This is a genomic window from Streptomyces sp. NPDC042336 (genome assembly GCF_055581985.1).
This window is the reverse complement of the sequence record NZ_JBVJEA010000012.1, coordinates 1-23,701: the sequence shown is the minus strand read 5'-3', so window position 1 is coordinate 23,701 and position 23,701 is coordinate 1. Positions and strand designations below refer to the sequence as shown.

The following is a 23,701-nucleotide window of genomic DNA, read 5'->3' as shown; positions in this document are numbered from 1 at the left end:
GTGCGTGCCGGTCAGCGGCCCACCGCGTACCCCTGCATGCCGCGCGGGTTCGCCGCCGCCGACAGCACGCCCGTCTCCGGGTCCCGCGCGACGGCGCACAGGCGGCCCTCCGACCACGCCTCGCCGACCGTCACGTCGTGCCCGCGCCGCCGCAGCTCCTCGACGACCTCCGCCGGCATGCGGGACTCCACGGTGACGGAGCCCGCCCGCATGCCGCGCGGGAAGAAGGACCCGGGGAAACTGTCGTTGTGCCAGTTCGGGGCGTCGACGGCGCCCTGGAGGTCGAGGCCGCCGCGCACCCGTGCGCGCAGCGCCACGGCCAGGAAGAAGTGCGTCTGCCACTGGTCCTGCTGGTCGCCGCCGGGGGTGCCGAAGGCCATGACCGGCACCCCGTCGCGCAGGGCGATGGACGGCGTGAGCGTGGTGCGCGGACGGCGGCCCGGCGTGAGCGAGTTGGGCAGGCCCTCCTCCAGCCAGGTCATCTGGAGCCGGGTGCCGAGCGGGAAGCCCAGTTCGGGCACCACGGGGTTGGACTGGAGCCAGCCGCCGCTGGGCGTGGCCGAGACCATGTTGCCCCAGCGGTCCACGATGTCGAGGTGGCAGGTGTCCCCGCGGGTCCCCCCGTCCGCGGCGACGTCCGGCTCCCCCGGCACCGGGGACGCCGGGCTCTTGGCGACCGTCGGCTCGCCGACCCCTAGGGCGTCGAGGCCCTCCCCCTCCACGTCCGCGACGAGCGCGTGCGAGCTGAGCCGCGGGGTGCGCCCGCCCGGATCGCCGGGCCGCAGTTCGAAGGAGGCCTTGTCGCCGACGAGTTGCCGCCGGGCCGCGTTGTACTCGGGCGACAGCAGGTCGTCGAGCGGCACCCGGTCCGCGCCGTCCGCGTCGCCGTACCAAGCCTCCCGGTCGGCCATGGCCAGCTTGCAGCCCTCGACCAGCAGGTGGACGTAGTCGGCGGAGGCGTAGGCGGGCAGTTCGGGCGGGAGCAGCGCCAACTGCTGGAGCAGGACGGGGCCCTGGCTCCAGGGGCCGGCCTTGCACAGGGTCCAGCCGTTCCAGTCGTACGTCGCCGGCGCCTCGTAGTGGGCCGACCAGCCGGCGAGGTCGGCGGCCGTCAGGGTGCCGGTGTGGCGTTCGCCGCTGGTGTCCAGGGTGGGCCGCCCGGCCTGCCGTACGAGGGCCTCGGCTATGAATCCGGAGCGCCAGATCTCCCGCGCCGCGTCGATCTCCGCCTCGCGGCCTCCCGTCCGGTCCGCCGTCCGGCCCGCCGTGCCGGATGCCTCGGCCAGCAGCCGCTTCCAGGTGGCGGCGAGGGCCGGGTTGCGCAGCAGCTCGCCGGGGCGGGGCGGGCGCCCGTCCGGCAGGTAGACCTCGGCGGAGGACGTCCACTCCGTCTCGAACAGCTCCCGGACGGTCTCGACGGTCTCCGCGACGCGCTCCACGGGGGCGTGCCCGTGCTCGGCGTAGCCGATGGCGTACTTCAGCACGTCGGCCAGTGACCTGGTGCCGTGGTCGCGCAGCAGGAGCAGCCAGGCGTCGAAGGCTCCGGGCACGGCCGCGGCGAGCGGTCCGGTGCCGGGCACCAGGCCGAGTCCGAGCCCCCTGTAGTGCGCGACCGTGGCCCCGGCCGGTGCCACGCCCTGCCCGCACAGCACCCGCACCTCGCCGCCTGCCGGCGCGAGCAGGATCGGCACCTCTCCGGCGGGTCCGTTGAGGTGCGGCTCGACGACGTGCAGCACGAAGGCCCCGGCCACGGCGGCGTCGTAGGCGTTGCCCCCGTCCTCCAGGACCGCCATGGCCGACTGCGAGGCCAGCCAGTGGGTGGAGGACACCATGCCGAAGGTGCCCTGGAGGGTGGGACGGGTGGTGAACATAGGACCTCTCACCTCGCTGCTTACGTGTCGCGGCTCAGGGGTGGGCGCTCGAGACGGGTCCTTCCACGTGTCGGCTGCGACCGCGTTACCGTACTTCGCCGTCTGCATCAGACTGCACTCTCCGTCAGCCTCCGGGCCACCCCACCGCTCCCGCGGCCACGCCCTGCGGTCCCGTCGCACCGGCGTTCCCCGTGGCAGCAACCTGCCACCGATTCGGCCTGCTTGGCGCGATGTCGCAGGTGCCGGTGAGCACGGGAGCCGTCGTGCGGAACTCCTCTTCCGGTTGCGGTCACGCCCACGTCAAACCGGTCGAATCGGCCTTTAGGTTCACCTTGGCGGGGGCCGGACGGCCACCGCGCAGCGAACACCAGGGAGGACGAATGGCCAGGATTGCGTTCCGGGGACGCGCGGCGGCGACGGTCGCGGCCGCGCTCGTTCTGGGAGCCACGGGGGCGACCCAGGCGGTGGCCGCTCCGGCGGACGAGAGCCGGTCGACGACGGCCGTACAGGCCCGCGCCGCGGCCGCGGAGGTGGACTACGACACCTGGCAGAGCGATGTGCGCAAGGTGTTGGACGAGGCCCGCCCCTACGTCGAGCAGCGGCTGGACGACAGCGCCGGCGAGAAGCCGGCGATCGTCCTCGACATCGACAACACCTCGCTGGAGACGCACTTCCAGACGCTTCCGCCGACGCCGGCCGTCAAGCCCACGCTCGAACTCGCCCAGTACGCGCACAGCAAGGGCGCGGCCATATTCTTCGTCACCGCTCGACCCGACCTGATCTCGTGGGTCACGAAGGCGAACCTGGAGGCGGTCGGGTATCCGATCACCGGTCTGTACCAGCGGAACATCGGTGACCTCTTCCGTGACACGGCCGAGTTCAAGACGTCGAAGCGGGCGCAGATCGAGGCCGACGGGTACACGATCGTCGCCAACATCGGGAACAACACGTCGGACCTGACGGGGGGCCACGCGGAGCGGACCTTCAAGCTGCCCGACTACAACGGGGCCCTGGACTGACCGGGACTCTCCGACCCCAGGCGCCTCCGGCCCCTGCCGTACCCGGTGGGCCGGAGGCGTTCACGCGAAGTGAGGCGTTCAAACGATGCCCCGCCGCACAATGCGGTTTTCCGTAATCGTTTCAGACAGGGGTATTTGACGTTACGAAGCTGTCCTGGGTACCGTCGAACTAACGGGAGCGACACAGGCAACTGTTGACCATCCTTCGGATGGATGTCCAGTTTGCCGCCTGTGTCTGCCTAGCGGGGGAATGGAGCTCGAAATGCGGGATGTCTGCCGTGTTGCATCTGCAGGCCGTACGCCCCTTCATGGGCCCAGTACGGTGTCTCGCTAGGTTATCTCTCTGGCTGTTTGCACGGGTATCACCCCGCGCCCGGATCTTCGCGCCCCACGAAGGCGCCGGAGCAGGGCAGGCGGGAACTCCTATTGGTCAAGCTTCAGGGGGAGCTGTGCCAAGTAACTCAGTCAATTTCGAGATAGCCAACGATTCTGGATTCACTGCAGAATTCGCGGAATCACGGCCGTCGAGTGACGAGATAGAGGGCGTGCTGCTACAAGCGCGGAAACTCGTCGAAATCGCCGTCGACCGCCACCGCAACGTCGAGCGCCTGGTCGCCTCGCTCGAACCGAACGAGAATTCGGTCGGGGTCGCCACGGAGCAGATGATCGCCACCGCCCGTCACCACCTGGCCGTCGTCCTCACCGGAGAGGGCAAGGACGAGACCTACCAGCTGATCGACCAGCTGGGCCGGGCGAGTGCACGCGGCGTCGGCGTCAAGCTGCTCGGCCGGGTCGGCCTGCTGCGCGACCGCCGCTTCCTCGAGCACCTCGACAAGTACGCCCCTGGGGTCGAAACCCGCCTGGCCAGGGCTCCGTTACAGGAGGTGGTACTTGCTGACAGCGTTGTCGGCGCCGTGTGGCTGCGCAATGGCGTCGCCGTCCGTGAGGCGGTGGTCGTCCGGGCCCCGGCCGTCCTGCGCAATCTGCGCACCCTGTTCGCCGTCTCCTGGTCCGGCAGCGCCGCCCTCGCGGACCACCGGCGCCTGAGCGACCGCTCACGCAGCGCGCTCGGCCGGCGCATCCTCCAGGCGCTCAGCTCGGGGCGGACCGACGAGGCCGCCGCGCGTGAACTGGGCGTTTCGGTGCGCACGTACCGGCGCAACGTCGCGGAAATTACCCGTGAACTGGGGGCGAGCTCAAGATTTCAGGCGGGCGCACGCGCCGTGGAGCTCGGCCTCCTTTCGCCCTCCGACGATCTCCTGCCCGCGGCTACCGGCCAGTTGGCGGGGTAAGAACTTGTCAGGCCGGCCTTTGACAATGCGGAAAACCTCAGGTCGCTGGCAGCTTGCTGTAGATCTCCTTGTGGTGCGGACGGTCGGGATTGCAGGATCTTCCTGCCTCCCCAAAGGCGTCTCGGCCGCTATCTGCGAGGAACGGCATCGATGAGTGACGTGATGATCGAAGCAATGGAGCTGGGCAGGACATTCGGTGCCACCCGGGCACTCGAGGACCTCAGCTTCCAGATGGAAAAGGGGCGTGTGCTCTGCCTGCTCGGTCATAACGGAGCCGGGAAAAGCACGCTGGTGAGTATTCTCGCCACTCTGCTGCCGCCCACGAAAGGCACAGCTCGGGTCTCCGGTTTCGACGTGGTGCGAGAGGCCCGGGACGTACGCCGCCGCATCGGTCTGACCGGCCAGTTCGCGGCGGTGGACGAGAGCCTCACCGGACGCGCCAACCTGCTGCTGGTGGCCAGACTCCTCGGAGCCGGCAAGCGGGAGGCCGCGGCACGGGCCGAGCAGTTGCTGGACATGTTCGCGCTGACCGAGGCGGCCGACCGGGCCGCGGGCACGTACTCGGGAGGCATGCGCCGGCGCCTCGACCTGGCCAGCAGCTTCGTCGGCCACCCCCAGGTGCTCTTCCTGGACGAACCGACCACCGGGCTCGACCCCGTCAGCCGCAACGCCCTGTGGGCCCTGGTCCGCGAGGTGGTGGACACCGGCACCACCGTGCTGCTGACCACCCAGTACCTGGAGGAGGCCGAACAGCTGGCGGACCGCGTCATGGTGCTCGCTCGCGGGCGGTGCGTCGCGGACGGCTCGGTCGCCCAGCTCAAGGAGCGCCTGGGCGGCAGCACCGTCCGGGCCACCCTCGCCGACCCCGGCCGCGTGCCGGCCGCGTTGAGCGCCCTGCGCGCCGCGGGCCTGGACCCCTGTCCGGGCGAGCCCGCGGGCACGGTCACCGCTCCCGTGGAGGGATCCATCGGACTGGCCGCCGCAGTCCGGGCCTTCGACGCCGCGGGAGTGGAGATCACCGGCATCTCGCTGTCCGAACCGACGCTGGACGAGGTCTATCTGGCCCTCGCCGAGGAGCGCGCCGGCGTTCCGGTTTCTTCCTGAGGCCCCGCGCCTCCCCCACCTCGAATCCGAGCCGCGCCCTTGAATCTGTGGACCATCAGCAGGCTGACCGATGTCCGTCCGCACCCCGCCACCCCGCCGGGAGCACCCCGGGCCGCCGCACCGTGGAGCTTGCGGGTACGGCGGTGGATCCGCGGACGGCGCGGCGCCCGAAGCGACTACACCCCGCACGATCATCGACGGCCTCGACCCCCCAGGAGCCCTTCATGACGGCGACCACGCCGACGTACCACTCGATCACCGAGGCGACGATGATGCCGCGTCTCGTCCGGCTCGGCCCCAACCTGTACGGCGCGGTCTTCTCCCTCATGAAGCTGCTTCCCGCGCGCTACATCCTCAAGCGCGCGCATTCCCGGGGCGAGCTGGGCGCCGGCACGGTGATCGTGGAGACCACGTCGGGGACGTTCGGCCTCGCGCTGGCGATGCAGTCCGCCCTCATGGAGCGGGAGCTGATCCTCGTCAGTGACCCGGCGATCGACGCCAACCTGTACCGGAGACTGACCGATCTCGGTGCCACCATCGAGATCTGCCAGGAGCCCGCGCCGGTCGGCGGCTACCAGGAGGCGCGGCTGCGCAGACTCGCCGAGATCCGCGCGGAACTCCCCTCCACCTTCTGCCCCGAGCAGTACAGCAATCCCGACAACCCCCGCTCCTACGGGGTGGTCGCCGAGCAGATCGCGCGGTCGCTCGGCACCGTCGACTGCCTGGTCGGGCCGGTCGGTTCGGGAGGATCGATGTGCGGCACCGCCGGCGGGCTGCGCGAACTGACCCCGCACACACAGGCCATCGGCGTGGACAGCCACCGCAGCGTGCTCTTCGGCCAGCCCGACGGCCCCCGTGCCCTGCGCGGCCTCGGCAACAGCCTGTGGCCCGCCAACCTCGACCACTCCACCTTCGACGAGGTGCACTGGTGCTCGGCGCCGGAGGCGTACGCCTTCACCAGGCGACTGCACGCCACCCACGCGCTGTTCCAGGGGCCGACCAGCGGTGCCGCCTACCTGGCCGCCAAGTGGTGGGCCGACCGCAACCCCGACGGACTGTGCGTCGTGATGCTCCCCGACGAGGGCTACCGGTACCAGGCGACGGTGTACAACGACGCCTGGCTCGCCGAGAACGGCCACGTGCTGCCCCATCCTCCCGCGGAGCCGGCCCTGGTCGACTCGCCGGCCGACGCCGGCGACGGCTGGACCCGGATGCTCTGGGGCCGCCGCACGTACGAGGACGTGAACGGCACCGTGCCACGCCCCGGCGGGCCGCTGGCCGACCCGGTGCTTTCATGAGCGGCACGGGCCGGCTCACCCGCACGCTCGGGGCCCGCACCGCCCGCGTCGTCTACGGCGAACCGGGCCCGGACGACATCCGCCGGGAACTCGGCCACACCTCGGTCATCGACCTCGCGCACGTGGTGATGCTCACCGAGTGCGGGCTGCTGCCCCGGGACGCGGCCGCCGCCCTGCTGAGAGCCGTGACCGCACTCCGCGCCGACGGCTTCCGGGAGCTGTACGACCGCCCGGCGCCGCGCGGCCTGTACCTGATGTACGAGAGCCACCTCATCGAGCGGCTCGGCGCGGACATCGGGGGCAAGCTGCACACGGGCCGTTCCCGCAACGACATCAAGGCCACCATCACCGCGATGCGGCTGCGCGACGACCTGGCGGACCTGCTCGGCGAACTGCTGCGCCTGCAGGCCGTGCTGCTGGCCCGCGCCCGTGCCCACCGCGACGTCGTCATGCCGGTCTACACACACTTCCAGCCGGCGATGCCCGTCACCTACGGCTACTACCTCGCGGGGATCGCCACCGCGCTGGACCGGGACATCGCCGCCCTGCGGCACGTCCTCGCGGAGCGGAGCGACTGCCCGCTCGGCGCCGGTGCCGTGTCCGGCACGGACCTGCCCATCGACCCTGCCCGCACGGCGGAACTGCTCGGATTCGACGGGCCGCCCCTGCACGCCATGGACGCGGTGGCCTCCCGGGACACGCTGCTGCGCGCCCTCGCGGCGGCTGCCGGGGCGGGGCTCACGCTGAGCCGCCTCGCCACCGATCTCCAGCTGTGGAGCACCCAGGAATTCGGCTTCGTGGAGTTCCCCGAGCGACTCGTGGGCGGCAGTTCCGCCATGCCCCAGAAGCGCAACGCCTTCCTGCTCGAGCATGTGAAGGCCAAGGCGGCGGCCGCCGTCGGAGCGTGGACCGCATCGGCCGCCGCCATGAAGTCCACGCCGTTCACCAACTCCATCGAGGTGGGCACCGAGGCGGTCGGCGGGGCCTGGTCGGCGCTGGCCACCGTGCACGACGGCGTGCTCCTTGCCCAGGTACTGGTGAGCGGCGCCCGGCCGGACGGACGGCGGATGGAGCAGCGGGCCCGGGAGGGCTTCGTGACCGCCACGGTGATCGCCAACCGCCTCGTGCGCCAGGGCGTTCCCTTCCGTACCGCACACCACGTGGTGGGAGCCGCGGTGCGGGAGGCGGTTGACGCCGGTGAGTCGGAGCTGACGAAGATCACGCTGCCGGAGGGCCTGCGGGCTGACGTGAGCGCGGACGTCCCGGCGCTTGCCGAGCTCGTCGCCGAGCACGACCGGGGCGGCGGTCCGGGCGCGTGCGAGAGCGTCGTTCACGAGCTCCGGGAGCGCTGCGCGGAGCACACCGCGGCCCTCGCCCGGTACCGTGCGCGGCTGTCTCGGGCGGAACGCGCCCTCGACACGGCGGTCGCGGCCGTGACCGGCGCAAGGGACGAAGGAGCAGAGCGATGAACGGTACGGCGGTCCGATGGTTCGCCTTCCTGGAGAGCAACACCACCGGTACGGGGCGGGAGTTCTGCGCGCGCGCACGTGCTCGGGGCCTGCGGCCCGTGCTGCTGACCCGGGACCCGGACCGGTACCCGTACGTCACCGAGGACGCCGTCGACACGCTGAGGCTGGACACCACGGACCTCGACGCCGTGGTGTCGGCCTGCCGGGGTCTGGCCGAGGACACCGGACTGGCCGGGATCACCTCCAGCTCCGAGTACTTCGTGGCGGACGCCGCCCGCGCGGCGGCCCGCCTCGGGCTGCCGGCGGCCGACGGCGACGCGATCGCCCGCTGCCGGGCCAAGGATCTCCAGCGGGCGGCGCTCGCCGCCCACGGGGTCCCGGTGCCCGCCTGGACGGGGGTCGCCGACGTGACCGCGGCGGTGCGGGCGGCCGACGCCATCGGGTATCCGGTGGTGCTCAAGCCGGTGAGCGGCTCGGGGTCCAGCGGCGTACGGCTGTGCCGCGACCGGGCCGAGGCCGGGGAATGGGCCCGCGTGCTGTTCGACCGGGCGACGGACGAACGGGGCAACACGGTGCCGGCCCGCGTCCTGGTGGAAGCGGCCGTCGACGGGCCGGAGTTCTCCGTCGAGACCTTCGACGGCGAGGTCGTCACCGTCGTCGCCAAGCACACCGCTCCCGCACCGCACTTCGTGGAGACGGGCCACGACATCCCGGCCCCCCTGGACCCCGGGGCGACCGCCGAACTCGGCGACACCGCGCTGGCGGCCCTCAAGGCCCTGGGGCTCGGCTGGGGCGCCGCCCACACCGAGATCCGCCGGTCCGCCGACGGCCCCGTCGTCATCGAGGTCAACCCCAGGCTCGCCGGCGGCATGATCCCCGTCGCCGTGCGGGCCGCGACCGGCACGGACCTGGTGGACGCCGTGATCGCCCGGGCAGCGGGCCTGGACACGCCGCCCGCGGCGGCGGTCCCGGAAGCCGGGGCCGGCCACGCCGCCGTGCGGTTCGTGATCGCGGCCGGCCAGGGACGGGTCAAGGCCGTGACCGGGGTCCGGGAGGCGGGCGCGGCGCCGGGTGTGGTGGTGGCCGTGCCCACCACGGCCGTCGGCCGGCAGGTGCGGATCACGCACTCGTTCCAGGACCGCCTGGGCTGTGTGGTCGCCACCGGCTCCGGCACCGCGCAGGCGGCGACCCACGCGGAGCAGGCCGCGGAACTGATCAGGATCGAGCTGGAGGAACCGGCGACGCCGGAGGAAGGGAACGGGGGCCGATGAGCGGGCACCGCACTCAGCAGACGTACACCAGAATCCCCAGATGGACCATGCCGGGCAGCGACGAGCAGGGGTCGGCGGAACACCGGGAGGTACTGCCCGCGCCGCTCACCCGGGCGCTGGAGGAGCGCGCCGCCGACACCGGTGCGGGACTGTCCGCGGTGCTGCTCGCCGCGCACGCCCGGGTCCTGGCGACGGTGGTGGCCGAACCCGATCTGCTCATCGGTCTGGTTCCGGCGGCCGGCCGGGCGGAGTCGCCGCTGAGCCTGACCGTCGCGGACTCCTCCTGGGCGGACCTGGTCACGCTCGCGAGCACGGCGCCGGTCGCGGCGCCCCGCGCGGAGGGCCGTCCCGAGGTGGTGTTCGACCTGTCGGGCCTCACACCGACGGCCACCGCGCCCGCCGACCGCCCGGACCCGGGCGACGCGGCCGTCGGTCTCGACGAGGGTGTCGTGCTGAGGGTGGCCGTCACCGCCGGCCCCGCCGGGCTGTCGCTGCGCCTGGTGTACGACCGGGCACACCTCGACGAGAGTTACGCGCGCCGGCTGGCGGGCTACCACCTGCGCGCGCTGGAACTCCTCGCGGCGGACACCTCCGCGCCCCATCACGGCCGGAGCCTGTTGTCGGACGAGGAGGTCGAGACCCATCTGTACGGCCTCGCGGGCCCATGCGTCGACCTGACCGACCGCACCTTCGTGGACCACTTCGAGGACCGGGTGCGCGAGATTCCGGACGCGGTGGCCGCCGTGCACGGCCCGGTGCGCTGGACGTACCGCGAGCTCGACGGGCGGGCCAACCGGGTCGCCCACGCGCTGCTGGACGCCGGCGTGCGCAGCGAGGACGTCGTCGCCGTGGTCATGGACCGCACCCTCGACTGGATCGCCGCGGCGCTCGGTGTGTTCAAGGCCGGCGGCGTCTATCTCCCGGTGCGCCCCGACTTCCCCGCCGACCGTGTGGGTGCCCAGTTCAGCCGCAGCGAGTGCGCGTTCGTGCTCACCGAGCCCGGCAGCGCGACGCTGGCTCAGCGGGCGGGTGAACTCACCGGCCGTGCGCCGGTCGTGCTGTCCGTACCGGAGATCCAGGCCTCCGGTGTCTCCGACGCGGCCCCCCGGGTGCCGGTCGCTCCCGGCCAGGCCGCCTACATCTACTTCACCTCCGGCTCCACCGGCGCCCCCAAGGGCGCCCTGTGCGAGCACGCCGGGATGCTCAACCACCTCCACATGAAGCTCGACGACATGGAGATGACGAACGGGACCGCCGAGGTCGTCACCCAGACCGCCTCGCAGTGCTTCGACATCTCCCTGTGGCAGTTCGCGGCTCCGCTGATGGTGGGCGGCAGCGTACGCGTCGTCGACACGGACGCCCTGCTCGACGTCGCCGGCTTCCTCGACGAGATCGTCACGGGCGGGGTCACCGTCGTCCAGATCGTCCCGTCCTACCTGGAGGTGCTCCTCACCCACCTGGAGCAGCACCCCCGGCCGCTCGGGGCGCTGCGCACGGTGTCCGTCACCGGGGAGGCCCTCAAGTACGAACTGGTCCAGCGGTGGTTCGCCCTGTACCCGGAGATCAAGCTGGTCAACGCCTACGGCGCCACCGAGGTGTCCGACGACACCATGCACGAGGTGCTCGACCGGGTGCCGGACCGCGACTTCGTGACCGTCGGCCGGTCGCTGCGCAACGTCAACACCTATGTGCTCGACCAGGATCTGGCGCTGGTGCCGCTCGGCTCGCCCGGGGAGATCGCGTTCTCCGGGGTCTGTGTCGGCCGCGGTTACATCAACGACGAGGAGCGCACCCGCGAGGCGTTCGTGCCCGACCCGTTCCGCGACGGCACCCGGATGTACCGCACGGGCGACTTCGGGCGCTGGCTGCCCGAGGGGCGGATCGAGTACCTGGGCAGGCGGGACGAGCAGGTGAAGATCCGGGGCTTCCGGATCGAGATCGGCGAGATCGAGAACAAGCTGCTGGGACTGGCGGGGGTCCGGGAAGCCGCGGTCGTCATCGACGGCACGGGCGACGGGCAGCGGAACCTGGTGGCGTTCTTCAGCGGCGCTGACGGCGGTGCCGGTCCGGACGCCGGGCCCACCACCGAACGCGCCCGGGACTTCCTCGCGGGACTGCTGCCCGAGTACATGGTCCCGACGTACTTCCACCGGCTGGACCGGCTGCCGCTCACCGAGAACGGCAAGATCGACAAGAAGGCCCTGGTCCGGCTGGCCGGCACCCTGGGCCACGGCGGCGCGGCCTACGCCGCCCCCAGCACGCCCGCCGAACAGCGGCTGGCCATGCTGTGGGCGCAGGTGCTGGGCGTGCCGTTGGAGCGCATCGGACGGGACGACAACTTCTTCGACCTGGGCGGGACCTCGCTGGCCGCCGTACGCCTCCTGGTGCAGCTGGACCGGGCGCTGTCCCTGAAGGACCTGGTCGCCCACCCCGTCCTGGCCGACCTCGGGCGGGTGCTCGACGAGCGAGCGCGGGGCGGTGAACGGGTCGCGGCGGAGAACCTGCTGCAGCCGCTGGCCAATGCCAGGGACGCCCATCACACCCTGGTGTGCTTCCCGTACGCCGGGGGCAACGCCGTCAACTTCCGTTCCCTGGCGGCCGAGTTGGAGCGGGACGGCATCGCCGTGCTCGGGGTCGAGCTGCCGGGCCACGACTTCGCGGGCGGCGACGACCCGATGGCCGACGTCCCGGAGATCGCCCGCCGGGTCCGGGACGAGATCGCCGCGCGGGTCACCACGCCCGTGCTGCTGTGGGGCCACTGCGCGGGCGCGGCTCCGGCGCTGGAGACGGCGCGGCTGCTCCAGGAGGCGGGCCGTCCCGCCGAGCGCGTCTTCGTGGGCGCGCTGCTGCTGGAGGACATCGGAGCGCTGCGCGCGGAGATGGCGGAGGCGTCGGAGGCGGACAACAGGACCCTGCTGTCCCGGCTGCGCGCGGACAACGCGTACGTCGAGCTCGACGAGCTCAAGCCGGAACGCGCCGACGTCGTGGGCCGGGCCTACCGGCACGACGTCCTGACGGCCAACAGCCACCTGATCCGGATCCGTGAGGACTCCGGCAGTCACCGCATCGACGCCCCGGTCGACGTCGTAGTCGCCCGCGACGACGCCTCGACGGCGCGGTTCGCGGCGGACCACGGCGACTGGAAGGCCGTCTCCGACCGGGTGACCCTGCACGAACTGGGCCAGGGCGGTCACTACTTCATCGGCACACGACCGGCGGACACCGCCGCACTGGTGCGGGCCTGCTGCCCCGAGCCGGCGCACCGGGACTAGGAGGACCAGGGTGACGACGATCGACACGAGGACGCTGCCCGCCGACTACCGCCGGGTGGCCGCCACCGGGGTGAGTTCGGCCTTCGGCACGTTCGGTGAGCTGCTGCAGGGCGTTCTGCCGGAGGCGGACGGTGACTTCCTGGTCACCCTGCCCGTCGCCCGGTGGGCGGTGGCCCGCTTCGAGGCGGCACCGCACACGGACGTGCTCGAGGTATGGCCGCCGCACAAGAAGAAGGCCCTGCGGCTCGCTTCGATGATCATGGAGGACTCGGGGCGGCCCGCGGGCGGTGTGCTGACGATCGACAGCACGCTGCCCGAGGGCAAGGGCCTGGCCAGTTCCTCGGCGGACCTGGTGGCGACCGCCCGCGCGGTCGCCAACGCCCTGGACGAACCCATGCCGCCGCGCCGCATCGAGTCCTACCTCGCCAGGATCGAGCCGACCGACGGGGTGCTCTACCCGTCGGTGGTCGCCTTCCACCACCGCAGTGTGCGGCTGCGCGCCCGGCTCGGTTCCCTGCCGTCCATGGCGGTGGTCAGCGTCGACGAGGGCGGCGCGGTGGACACCGTCGACTTCAACAGCATCCCCAAGCCGTTCACGGCGGCGGACGAACGGGAGTACGTCCGGCTCCTGGACCGGATCACCGGTGCCGTCGCCCGGCAGGACCTGGCCGAGGTCGGCGCGGTGGCGACCGCCAGTGCCCGGATGAACCAGGTGCTGCGGCACAAGTGGTCGCTGGAGCCGATGATCGCGATCTGCCGCGAGGTGGGCGGTCTGGGCGTGGTCGTCGGGCACAGCGGCACCACGCTGGGAATCCTGCTGGACACCTCCGCACCGCACTGCCACGGCCGGCTCACCGCCGCCGCCCAGGCCTGCCAGGAGCTGGCCGGCAACGTGACGGTGTACCGCACCCTGAGCTTCCACTGACCCGCGCACCCGGAAGGGGCCGCACCCGTGACGCCGGGTGCGGCCCCTTCCGTGTTGTTCGGCTACGGCTGGAACGGTTCGCCGATGCCGACCACGATCTCCCGTTCGCCCCGGTGCGGTTCACGGCTGTGCGCGGTGCGGACGTTGTCGATCACGAGGAGGTCGCCGTGGCGCCACGGCTCGCGAACGGTGTGCTTCTCGTACACGTCGTTGATCAGGTCGACGCTCGCCCGGTCCAGCGGAGTGCCGTCGCCGCAGAACGTGTTGAAGGGCAGCCCCTCGGGGCCGAACTCCGCCGTGAGGAACTCGCGGATCTCCGGAGCCATCGTCCACTCGTTGAGGAAGGCGATCTGGTTGAACCAGCACCGCTCTCCCGTTTCCGGGTGCCTCACCACGGCCGGGCGGGTCTGCACGGTGTGCAGCGCGCCCTCGGCGTCCCAGCGCGCCTCGATGCCGTGCTCGGCGCAGTAGCGGTCCACCTCCGAGGGGTCGTCGGTGCCGAAGGCCTCCTGCCAGCCGATCCCGACGAAGGGGTTGTAGTGGCGGGTGAGCCGCCAGCCGTGCCGCTCGAAGCGGGCGACGAGATCCTCCGGCAGGTCGCGCAGTACGGCGCGGCTGTCGGCGGTCGCGGTGACGCCACCGTCGGCCGGCGGGGTGAGGCAGGCGAACGCCATCAGCCGGGGGGCAAAGGAGGCGTAACTGAGCTCATGATGCATGCACATGGGCTGGTCGGCGGGCCAGTGCGAGGAGGAGTAGACGCCCTGTCCGTAGGTGTCGCGGGGTGCGAACCCCTCGCGTTCGATCAGCGGGTCGCCGATGACGCGGCCGACGGCCGCGGCGGCGGTCGCCCGGCTGTCCAGGCGCAGTCCGCGTACCAGTACGGCGCCGTTGCGGGCGACCGCTTCTCTGATCTCGGGGCGGCGGTCGGTGAGCCAGTCGACGGCGGCGCCGGGCGGCGCCTCGGTCGCGTCGAGGCGGAGGAGCGGACCTGTGCCGGTTCCGGGCATGGGGCGATGCCTCTTTCGTCTCTCGGAGGGGTGCGCCGTGCCTGTCTGCGGGCGCGGGGACACTTTCAGGCGGGCGGACGCAGGAACGCCCGTACCGCGGCGATCGATCCGACGGTCGCGACCAGGACACCGGCGCCCAGCGCGGACCACACCTGGCCGCCGAGCGGCTGGTCGAGGGCGAGTGCGCGGTTGGCCTCCATGGCGTACGACAGCGGGTTGACGGTCGCCAGTAGCTGGAGCCAGTCCGGCAGCCGCTCCTTGGGGACGAAGGCGCTGGAGGCGAACATCAGCGGGAACGTGACGAGGTAGCCGGCGCTCTGCATGGCCTCGGGGTTGCGCAGCCACGCCCCCAGCGCGAGGAAGATCCAGGTCATCGCCCAGACGACCACGCAGGTCAAGAGGACCGCGGCCAGCAGCCCGAGCGGTCCGCCGGCCGGGTCGGCGTCCAGGAAGACGACCGCCACCACCACGAGGATCACCAACTGGGCGGTGGTGCGCAGTAGATCGGCGAAGCTGCGGGCGAACAGCAGCAGCGGGGCGTGGATCGGCAGGGTACGCAGGCGGGCCACCGCTCCGTTGTCCATGTCGCGCACCAGGCCGATGCCCGAGGCGACGGCGGGACCGATTCCGGTGGTCACCAGCAGGGCCGGCAGCAGGAAGTCCAGGTAGGCCACACCGTCCGGCAGGTGCCCCCGGTCGACGATGGCGCCGAACACCTGGCTGAGCAGCAGCAGCATGAACACCGGCTGGAGCATGCTGAGGACGACGACCTTGACGTGGGTGAAGTTGGCCCTGACCGAGCGCCCGGTGAGGATGAGCAACTGCGCCGTCAGGCCGCTGCCCTGCCAGGTCGGCACCGGGGCGGCCGCGAGCCGTGCGGTGGGCGGCGAGGTGCTGGTCATGGGGTTCCTCCGGAGTCGTAGGCCCGTTGCACACGGGACAGTGCCGCGAGCAGATCGGCGGACGTGACCTTGCGGGCCGCGGACACGGCCGCCCCGCCGAGGGGCAGCGCGCCGGTGTCCCCCCAGCGGAGCCGTCCGTCGTGGTCGATGAAGCTTCTGGCCCGCCCGGCGTTGTCGGGATGCAGGCAGTAGGGGATGTCGAGCAGACCGCGCCGGAAGGCGGTCAGCAGGGCGGTACCCACGTCGTCGTGCAGGTCCAGCACGGCGTGGACCAGGGTGCGGGCCTCGGCGTACACCTCGGAGTCCGCGGCGGGCGGGCCGGGGGGCGGTGCGGTGGCGGTGGCCGCGGCACGCGCGGCGGTCTCCAGTGCCTCCACGTTGTCGGCGACGGTCGGGATGCGGTGCGCCTCGGCGGCCGTCTTCACGATCAGCCGGGACGCCCCGGAGGTCACCGCGAGCCGGGCGGCCGCCTCCAGGAGGCTCAGCGCGCCGCCGCGCGAGAGGGGGTACACGCCCATGTAGGCGTAGAGCACCACATGCCAGTCGGTGGGCCCGAGCAGTTCCCCGGCGAGCCGTTGCAGCGCGGCGACCGCTTCCAGGTCCTGTTGCGGGCTGGTCTGCTGGGCGTAGCTCAGGGACACGCTGCGCAGCCCGTGGCGGGCGAAGAAGAGGCCCTCCAGGACGCTCACCGCGACCAGAACGGCCGGCGGGCACAGCTGCCCGAGCATGCAGCCGCCGAAGCTCTCCAGGTGCGGCACCCTGCCGTCTCCGGTGTGCTCGGCGAGCATCTCGCAGGCCGTGCGCCAGCAGACGACCGCCTCGGCCAGTGGGGTGCGGCTGTAGGGCAGGCAGTACGAGACCGGCCCGCCCTCCGTGGCGTCCAGGCCGAGGCCGAGCAGCGCCGAGACGATGTGCTCGGGCCGCGAGGAACCGTGTCTGACCTGGACGGGGAAGGAGGCGTCGTGGATGCCGTCGAGCACGGCCCGGGTGGTTTCGGGCGGGTGGGTGCAGATCGGGTAGCCGTTGAGCGTGATCCCCTCGGCCAGGGCCCGGCGGGCGGCTTCGAGGTCACGTACCCGGGTGTAGCTGTCCAGGGTCAGCGTCCCCACCGTGACGGCGTCGGCCGCCCTGGTGCGGGCCAGCCCCTGGCGCATCCGTTCGGGGTCGCTGAAGCCCATGCGGGGCTGGACGACGAGCGTGCCGCGGGCCCGGGCTCCGGCCACGAACTCGCCGAAGGGGACCTGCGTCACGACACCGCTCGGGCGGGGGGCCGGGCCAGCATGTCGCGGAACGCGTTCAGGTCTCCGTCGTCGAAGACCCTGTCGTAGCCCGCCGCGAGCAGCCGGCGCACCTGGCCGACGTTGCGCAGTCCGTCGGTCCCGAGCTTGCCGCCGATCACGATGGTGGTGCCGGCGAGTTCCGGGCGGGCGCGCAGGACCCGGACCAGCCGGAGGCCGTCCTGGTGGCCGTGGCCGTTGACGCTGCTGACGACGACCAGGTCCGGGCGGAGTTCGAGGGCCGATCCCATGACCAGGTCGTCGGGTGCGCAGGGGCCGAGGTTGGTGACCTCGTAGCCCCATTCCTCCAACAGGAGTTGGAGGTAAACGAGATTCCAGGTGTGGGCGTCGGAAGAGGTGCCGGTGACCAGCACGGTAGACATAGGGGTGCCAGGCATGGAATTCATCGGAATCCCGGAGTCGGGGAGTGCCGTAAGCCCCGGGCAGGAACACCCTGAAACGCGGCGCACTCAGCGGCTGAAAGGTTCTTTGGAATTGCGGTCGGCCTCGACTCTACTGGGACGGGCGGGGTCGGAGCCGAGGATCGGCTGGCCGGTACTGGCCTCGCCACCCTCGAACTGCTGGCCCGTACGAGGCTTTTGTCCCTGTTGCTGAAGGGACCGCCGACTGCGGGTGCAGTTTGCTGTCACTCGCCTTCCCCGCCCCTGGGGCAGCCGGTAGAAAGTCACGGCAGTGCCGATTCGGTGCGCGGAAAACCCCCGTTCGCAACCACGAAGGGCAGGCCACGGATATGGCGGGAATCGTCACCGCCCCCAGTGTTACCGCGATGCTGAGGAAGCATGCGGAAAACCAGCCGGAAAAAGAGGCGGCGGCTTTTGTGACGGATCCCCTCCGCGAGGACGGGACGCAGTGGCTGACCTATGCCGAACTGGACGGGCGGGCCCGGAGCCTGGCCGTGCGCCTGCACCGTTCCTCGGTCGGGCCCGGTGAGCGTGCCCTGCTGCTGTACCCCGCCGGACTCGACTTCCTGGTCGCGTTCTTCGGCTGCCTCTACGCCGGTGTCGTCGCGGTCCCGTCCTCGTTGCCCGGCCGCTACCGGCACGAGCGGCACCGGGTCCGGCGCATCGCGGACGACTCGGGCGCGGCGGCGATCCTGACGGACACCGGGACCCGCGGCGACGTCGAGGCCTGGTGCGCCGAGGAGGGGCTCGGCGGTCTCCCCCTGCTGGCCACCGACGAGGCCGGTCCCGGTCCCGGTGACTGGACGATGCCGGCCACCGGCCATTCCACCCTCGCCGTGCTCCAGTACACCTCGGGCTCCACCGGGGATCCCAAGGGCGTGATGATCAGCCACGGCAATCTGCTGCACAACGCCGAGAACATCGCGGACGCCCTGGGACTGGACGACACCACACGCGGCGGCGGCTGGATCCCCCACTTCCACGACATGGGCCTGATGGGCCTGATGACGACGCCGCTGATGACCGGCTCCGCCACCGTGCTGATGAGCCCCAGCACCTTCCTCAAGCGGCCCCACCTGTGGCTGCACATGATCGACCGGCTCGACATCAACTTCTCGGCCGCGCCCGACTTCGCGTACGACGTGTGCAGCCGGCGCGTCACCGACGCACAGGCCGAGGGCCTCGACCTCTCGCGGTGGCGGCACGCCGTCGACGGATCGGAGCCCGTCAGGTCCGCCGTCCTCGACCGCTTCCACCGGCGGTTCGCCGAGTACGGGCTGCGCCCCGAGACGCTCGCCCCCAGCTACGGCATGGCCGAGGCGACCCTCTTCGTCTCCGGTGCGATCGGCATCGCGCCGAGCAGCGTCCGCGTGGACGCCGGTTCCCTCGAACGCGACGAGTTCCGTCCCACCGCCGAGGAGTCCGGCCGGGACGTGGTCAGCTGCGGGCCGCCGCTCGGCGCCGAGGTCCTGGTCGTCGACCCGGACACACTGCGCACCCTGCCCGAGGGATCCGTCGGGGAGCTGTGGCTGCGCGGCCCCGTCGTGGGGCACGGGTACTGGGGGCGTGAGGCCACCAACGAGGCCGAGTTCCGCGCCACCACCGCCGAAGGCGACAGCGGCTACCTGCGCACCGGAGACCTCGGAGCCCTGTACGGAGGCGACCTCTACGTCACGGGCCGCATCAAGGACGTCCTCAACCTGCGCGGCCGCAACCTCTACCCGCAGGACATCGAGCACGAGCTGCGGGTCCAGCGGCCGGAGCTGGGCAACCTGGTCGGAGCATGTTTCGCCGTGCCCCAGACCGCCGGACCCGGTCAGGACGACGTCCTCGTGGTCACGCACGAGGTCCGCGGCATCAAGGACGAAGAGCGGCTGAGGGAGCTCGCGGCGGACATGCGGCTCACCGTCGCCCGCGAGTTCGGTGCCCCCGTCGGCGCCGTGCTGCTGCTGCGGCCCGGCGGTGTGCGCCGCACCACCAGCGGCAAGGTCCAGCGTTCGGCCATGCGCGAGCTGTTCCGGGCCGGCGCACTGGAGCCGACATACGCGGACTACCAGCCCACGCTGCTGCCCACGGCCGCGAGCCGCGAGCAGGCCCCGGCATGACGACCACGCCCGCCGCGCCCGCGGCCGCCCCCGTCGCGGAGCTGACCCGCCTCCTCGGTGAACTGACCGCACCCGGCGAGCCCTTCTCCGGAGAGCGGCTCGCCGCCCTGGACGAACGGGAGGCCTTCCCCGCCGACGCCTGCCGCACGCTCGACTCCTTCGGCCTGTCGCGCTACTACGTGCCGACCGAACACGGCGGCGCCCTCGACGACTTCAGCGTGGTGACCCGGCTGCTTCGGGCGGTGTCCCGCGTGGACCTGACCGTGGCTGCGGCGCACGGCAAGACGTACCTCGGGGCCGTCTCCACCTGGATCGCCGGCGATCCGCAGCGGGCGGCGCGCCTCGGCCGCCGGATCCGCGAGGGCGCGGTCGTCTCCTGCGCGCTGACCGAACGGCACCACGGCAGCGACCTGCTGGCCGGCGAGGTCACCGCCGAGCGGGTGGACGGGGACGGCGGCTGGCGGCTCACCGGTGAGAAGTGGCTGATCAACAACATCACCCGGGCCGATCTGGTCACCGTGCTGGCCCGCACCGGCCCCGAAGGAGGCCCGCGCGGCTTCAGCCTCTTCCTCGTCGACAAGGAGCGGCTCGCTCCCGGTGCCCTGTCCCCGCTGCCGAAGGTTCCCACGTACGGAATCCGCGGGGCGGACATCAGCGGTCTCGCCTTCCACGACGCGATGCTGCCGGACGACGCTCTCATCGGGGCGCCCGGCCAGGGGCTCGAGATCATCCTCAAGGCCCTGCATGTGACCCGCACGGGTTGCATGGGCATGTCCCTGGGCGCGGGAGACCACGCCCTGGACCTGGCCGCCCGGTTCGCCGCCGAGGCCACCGACCGCGGCACACCGCTCGCGAAGGTTCCCCACGTGCGCCGGGAGCTGGGCGAGGCCGTGGCCGGCCTGCTGCTCGCGGAGGCCGCCGGGGTGGTCGCCGCACGGTCCGTCCATGCGCTCACCGGCGAGATGAGCGTCGTGTCCGCCGTCGCCAAGGCGTTCGTGCCGGCCCAGGTCGACGACCTCGTCGCCCGCCTGCTCCACACCCTCGGCCCCTACGGGCTCACGGACGCCGACCCGCACGGACGCTTCGCCAAACTGGAGCGCGACCACCGCATCATCGGCATCTTCGACGGCAGCAGCCTGGTCAACCGCAACGCCCTGATCGACCAGTTCCCCCGACTCGCCCGCGCCTACCGCAAGGGTCGCCGGGACGAAACCGGTCTGGCCGAAGTGACCGATGTCCACGCCCCGCTGCGTCCCTTCCGCCCCGAGGCCCTCAGCCTGCTCTCCGGGACCGGCGCTTCCGTCGTCGCCGCCCTGCCGTCGGCCGTGGACCGCGTCCGCGACCTGGCGGCGTCCGGGGGCGCGACCGGCGGGCTCGCCACCCTGGCGGAGAGAATCCGGCAAGCCACGGACGGGCTGCACGAGCGGATGGCGACCGTCCGCTACTCCCCGCGTGCTGTGCCCGGCCACGCCTTCGGGCTCGCCGAGCAGTACGAGCTGTGCTTCGCCGCGGCGGCCGCGGTCCACCTGTGGCTGCGCCGGCCCGACCGCGTCGACGAGACCTGGCTGCGGGCCTGCCTGGTGAAGGCCCTGACCGACCTCGGCGAACCCGTCGAGGCGTCCGACCGCGACGCCTTCGACGTCCTCACGGACGTGCTGCTGTCCGCGCCCGGCACGGTCCCCTCGCTCCTCGACTCCATGGAGGGTGCGGCCCGATGACCGCGGTCACCGTCACCACCGATCTCGCCGACACCGTCGAACGGCATCTCGGCGACCCGTACGACACCGCCAACCCCCGTGGCTTCGAGGCGGTCCTGACGGCGCACGAGACGGGCCGGCCACGGATCGGGGACCTGCTCCCCGACGCCCTCACGGCGAGTGCGCACGTCACCCCCGAGGCGTGGCTGCACGCGCTGCGTGCCCTGTACCGCCGCTCGCCCGGCCTCGGCGGCACCGTCCGCACGGGCCTCCACGAGAACGGACCGCGGGCCGCGGCCCTGGCCGTCGGCGCCTGCGTCGGAGCCCTCGACTCGGCACTCCGCGTCACGATCCGCCATCTGCGGGGCCGCCTGCTCTACGGGGCGCCCGCCATCGACATCCCTCATCTGCGCCAGGTGCTCGCGGGAGTCCACGCCGACCTGCTGCTGTGCGACGTCCTGACCACGCTGGCGGTACGCGGCGAGGACGCGCTGCCCGCTCGGGAGGGCGTCCACGAGCAGGCGGTGCTCGGACTGGTCCCGCGCGTCCTCCAGGGCGCCCTCGACCGGCTGTCCGTCCTGATGGGGTCGCGCTTCTACATCCGAGAGGGGGAGACCGGCATCTTCCAGCTGCTGCTGAACGGGGCCCAGCGGGAGCTGTTCGCCCCGGCACACGGTCCCCGCCCCGCCCCCGGTCCCCTGCCGTTGACCGAGCTGGTCACCGCGCCGTGCGCCGCCGCCCTCCTCGACCCCGACCTCGCGCAGGCAGCCCCCGGCCGGGTGCTCACCACGCCGGCGCGGCGCTCACCCCAGCCCTCGGGCGACGTCCAGCAGCGCCTGTACGAGGACCTGATCCACCGCTACGAGGGTGCCCGCACCTTCGACCTGACCGAACGCCGGATTCCCGACCGCCCCTGATCCGCCCCCGCTTCCAGGAAAGAGGACAGTTTCATGCCCGAGTCCGACGTCGAGACCCCCACCGCCGACAGCCTCGCCGGCTGGCTCACCGACTGCGTGGCCTCCCACCTGGAACGCCCGGTCGACACCATCGACCCGAGGGTCCCGCTCTCCGACTACGGGCTCGACTCGGTGTACGCCCTGTCGGTCATCGCCGAGCTGGAAGACCACTTCGACATCTCCGTGGACCCGGCTCTCATGTGGGACAACCCCACCGTCGACGCGCTGAGCAAGGCCCTGGCCGACGAACTGGCCGTCAGCGGCTGACGGTCACGGCCCTCCCTCCCCCGCAGTCCAGCACTTCCGCAGAATCGAGAGGACCGCACCGCCATGTCCGAAGCCCGTCTGCTCCGTCGACCCGTCTCCGCCGCGCAGTCCGGCATCTGGGTCGCCCAGCACCTGCACGCGGACAGCCCCCTCTACAACTGCGGTGGCTACTACGAGATCGCCGGGCCGTTGGACACGGAGATCCTCGCCGAAGCGGTACGGCTGGGCGTCCAGGAGACCGAGGCGCTGCGCTCGCGCTTCGCCCAGGAGGAACGGGAGACGGACAGCGGCCCGGAAGTGACCCTCCACCAGCTCGTCGAGCCGGCCGAGCCGCACCCCCTGCGCTTCGTCGACCTGCGCGCCGCCTCCGACCCGGAGGCAGCCGCCCACCGGTGGATGAACGCGCGCATGGCCAGGCCCTTCGACCTGGCCCGCGGCCCTGTCAACGAGCAGGCCCTCCTCACCCTCGCCGACGATCTGCACTGGTACTTCCACGGCTACCACCATGCCGTCCTCGACGGTTTCGGCCAGTCCGTGTACACCGCCCGCGTCGCCGCGCTCTACTCCGCCCTCCTCGCCGGTGAGGAGCCCTCGCCCACCGGCTTCGCGACCCTGGACCTGGTCGTCGCCGACGAGGCGGGCTACGCGGGCTCACGACGGCACACCAAGGACCGGGCCCACTGGCGTGAGGTCTTCACCGACCTGCCCGAGCCGGTCTCCCTCGCCGGCCGCTCGTCCGGCAGCACCCACAGCCTGCGCCGCCACCTCCGCACCCTGCCCTCCCCGCTGGCCGAACGCCTGACCCGGACAGCAGCCCGCACCGGGGTGCAGTGGCCCGCCCTCGCGCTGGCCGCCACCACTGCCTTCTTCCACCGGATGACGGGCGGCACCGACTTCACGTTCTCGATCCCGCTGGCGGGACGCGCGGGGCGCACGTCCCTGACCACACCCAGCGCCATGGTCAACGTGCTGCCCCTGCGCGTGCGGCTCACCGCGGACATCCGCTTCGCCGAACTGGCCTCGCAGGTGTCCCGGTCTCTGGCCGACGTCGTCCGCCACCAGCGCTTCCGCGGCGAGGATCTCATCCACGAGCTGGGCCTCTCCGGCGCCGGCCAGGCCCGTCTCGGCCCGACCGTCAACATCATGGCTTTCGCCGGCGAGCCTCTGTTCGGCACCACACCCGCTGTGACCCATCCGCTCTCGACCGGCCCCGTGAACGATCTGAAGATCAACTTTTACGGCACGGCCGACTCGCGCTCCGGCATCCGTGTCGAACTGGACGGCCATCACGAGCTGTACGGAGAGGACGAACTCGTCTCTCACTGCGACCGGTTGGTACGGGTCCTGGAGTGGGTGGCCGACAGCGACGAGGACTCCCGGGTTTCCGAGGTGGAGGTGTTGGAGGAGGCCGAGCGGGAGCGGATCCTGTCGGGCTGGCAGGGGGCAACACGCACTCTGCGCGGGGCGTCGCTGCCCCAGCTCATCACCGAGCAGGCCCAACGGACACCGGACGCGGTGGCCGTGGAATGCGGCGGCCGGACGCTGAC

At 72.2% G+C, this 23,701-nt stretch carries 18 protein-coding genes; 13 read left to right on the top strand and 5 right to left on the bottom strand.

Features of this window, described 5'->3' with window-relative positions:
- Window positions 1-11: 11 nt before the first annotated feature.
- Entirely contained in the window at window positions 12-1,871 is a 1,860-nt protein-coding gene (locus ACZ6IM_RS24980; RefSeq protein WP_052840582.1) for a gamma-glutamyltransferase family protein, read from the bottom strand.
- A 380-nt stretch (window positions 1,872-2,251) separates the two neighbouring features.
- Here ACZ6IM_RS24980 and ACZ6IM_RS24975 point away from each other — a divergent pair, with 380 nt between their 5' ends.
- The 8 genes from ACZ6IM_RS24975 (at window position 2,252) to ACZ6IM_RS24940 (ending at window position 13,521) form a co-directional block, all read left to right on the top strand.
- On the top strand, window positions 2,252-2,890 hold the full coding sequence (locus ACZ6IM_RS24975) for an HAD family acid phosphatase (protein ID WP_052840583.1): 639 nt from the start codon (window positions 2,252-2,254) through the stop codon (window positions 2,888-2,890).
- Between the two features lie 545 nt (window positions 2,891-3,435).
- Window positions 3,436-4,182 (top strand): response regulator transcription factor, encoded by a 747-nt coding sequence (locus ACZ6IM_RS24970; RefSeq protein WP_052840584.1) that lies wholly within the window; start codon window positions 3,436-3,438, stop codon window positions 4,180-4,182.
- Between the two features lie 150 nt (window positions 4,183-4,332).
- Window positions 4,333-5,286: an ATP-binding cassette domain-containing protein gene (locus tag ACZ6IM_RS24965; protein WP_052840585.1), complete on the top strand. Its 954-nt coding sequence runs from the start codon at window positions 4,333-4,335 to the stop codon at window positions 5,284-5,286.
- Window positions 5,287-5,510: 224 nt separating this feature from the next.
- Entirely contained in the window at window positions 5,511-6,584 is a 1,074-nt protein-coding gene (locus ACZ6IM_RS24960; RefSeq protein ID WP_469559175.1) for a cysteine synthase family protein, read from the top strand.
- Window positions 6,581-8,053 (top strand): argininosuccinate lyase, encoded by a 1,473-nt coding sequence (argH, locus tag ACZ6IM_RS24955; protein ID WP_052840586.1) that lies wholly within the window; start codon window positions 6,581-6,583, stop codon window positions 8,051-8,053. The genes ACZ6IM_RS24960 and argH overlap by 4 nt, the downstream gene beginning before the upstream one ends.
- Window positions 8,050-9,324, top strand: a complete 1,275-nt coding sequence (locus tag ACZ6IM_RS24950; RefSeq protein WP_052840587.1) for an ATP-grasp domain-containing protein — start codon at window positions 8,050-8,052, stop codon at window positions 9,322-9,324. The genes argH and ACZ6IM_RS24950 overlap by 4 nt, the downstream gene beginning before the upstream one ends.
- A 47-nt stretch (window positions 9,325-9,371) precedes the next feature.
- Window positions 9,372-12,596: a non-ribosomal peptide synthetase gene (locus tag ACZ6IM_RS24945; protein ID WP_469559171.1), complete on the top strand. Its 3,225-nt coding sequence runs from the start codon at window positions 9,372-9,374 to the stop codon at window positions 12,594-12,596.
- A gap of 10 nt (window positions 12,597-12,606) precedes the next feature.
- Window positions 12,607-13,521 carry a GHMP family kinase ATP-binding protein gene (locus ACZ6IM_RS24940; RefSeq protein WP_469559168.1) on the top strand — a complete coding sequence of 305 codons (915 nt, stop codon included), beginning with the start codon at window positions 12,607-12,609 and terminating at the stop codon, window positions 13,519-13,521.
- Between the two features lie 62 nt (window positions 13,522-13,583).
- On the opposite strand, the gene ACZ6IM_RS24935 is transcribed toward ACZ6IM_RS24940, so the two are convergent.
- From ACZ6IM_RS24935 to ACZ6IM_RS24920, 4 genes are all read right to left on the bottom strand, one after another.
- Entirely contained in the window at window positions 13,584-14,528 is a 945-nt protein-coding gene (locus ACZ6IM_RS24935) for a TauD/TfdA family dioxygenase (RefSeq protein WP_052840589.1), read from the bottom strand.
- 65 nt (window positions 14,529-14,593) lie between these two features.
- Window positions 14,594-15,430, bottom strand: a complete 837-nt coding sequence (locus ACZ6IM_RS24930; protein WP_052840590.1) for an ABC transporter permease — start codon at window positions 15,428-15,430, stop codon at window positions 14,594-14,596.
- Window positions 15,427-16,680: a methylaspartate mutase gene (locus ACZ6IM_RS24925; RefSeq protein WP_052840591.1), complete on the bottom strand. Its 1,254-nt coding sequence runs from the start codon at window positions 16,678-16,680 to the stop codon at window positions 15,427-15,429. The genes ACZ6IM_RS24930 and ACZ6IM_RS24925 overlap by 4 nt, the downstream gene beginning before the upstream one ends.
- Complete coding sequence (locus ACZ6IM_RS24920; protein WP_469559163.1) at window positions 16,677-17,105, bottom strand: cobalamin B12-binding domain-containing protein; 429 nt, start codon at window positions 17,103-17,105, stop codon at window positions 16,677-16,679. The genes ACZ6IM_RS24925 and ACZ6IM_RS24920 overlap by 4 nt, the downstream gene beginning before the upstream one ends.
- 353 nt (window positions 17,106-17,458) lie before the next feature.
- Between ACZ6IM_RS24920 and ACZ6IM_RS24915 the strand changes: the two genes are divergently transcribed.
- The 5 genes from ACZ6IM_RS24915 to ACZ6IM_RS24895 all read left to right on the top strand — a co-directional run.
- Entirely contained in the window at window positions 17,459-19,234 is a 1,776-nt protein-coding gene (locus ACZ6IM_RS24915) for a fatty acyl-AMP ligase (RefSeq protein WP_469559160.1), read from the top strand.
- Entirely contained in the window at window positions 19,231-20,952 is a 1,722-nt protein-coding gene (locus tag ACZ6IM_RS24910) for an acyl-CoA dehydrogenase family protein (RefSeq protein ID WP_052840594.1), read from the top strand. Before ACZ6IM_RS24915 ends, ACZ6IM_RS24910 begins: the two co-directional genes overlap by 4 nt.
- The gene (locus ACZ6IM_RS24905; protein ID WP_469559157.1) at window positions 20,949-21,848 is read left to right on the top strand and encodes a hypothetical protein; all 900 of its coding nucleotides are present in this window, start codon (window positions 20,949-20,951) and stop codon (window positions 21,846-21,848) included. Before ACZ6IM_RS24910 ends, ACZ6IM_RS24905 begins: the two co-directional genes overlap by 4 nt.
- Window positions 21,849-21,881: 33 nt before the next feature.
- Entirely contained in the window at window positions 21,882-22,154 is a 273-nt protein-coding gene (locus ACZ6IM_RS24900) for an acyl carrier protein (protein WP_052840596.1), read from the top strand.
- Window positions 22,155-22,217: 63 nt separating this feature from the next.
- On the top strand, window positions 22,218-23,701 hold a 1,484-nt coding region (locus tag ACZ6IM_RS24895; RefSeq protein ID WP_469559154.1), incomplete at its 3' end, for a condensation domain-containing protein.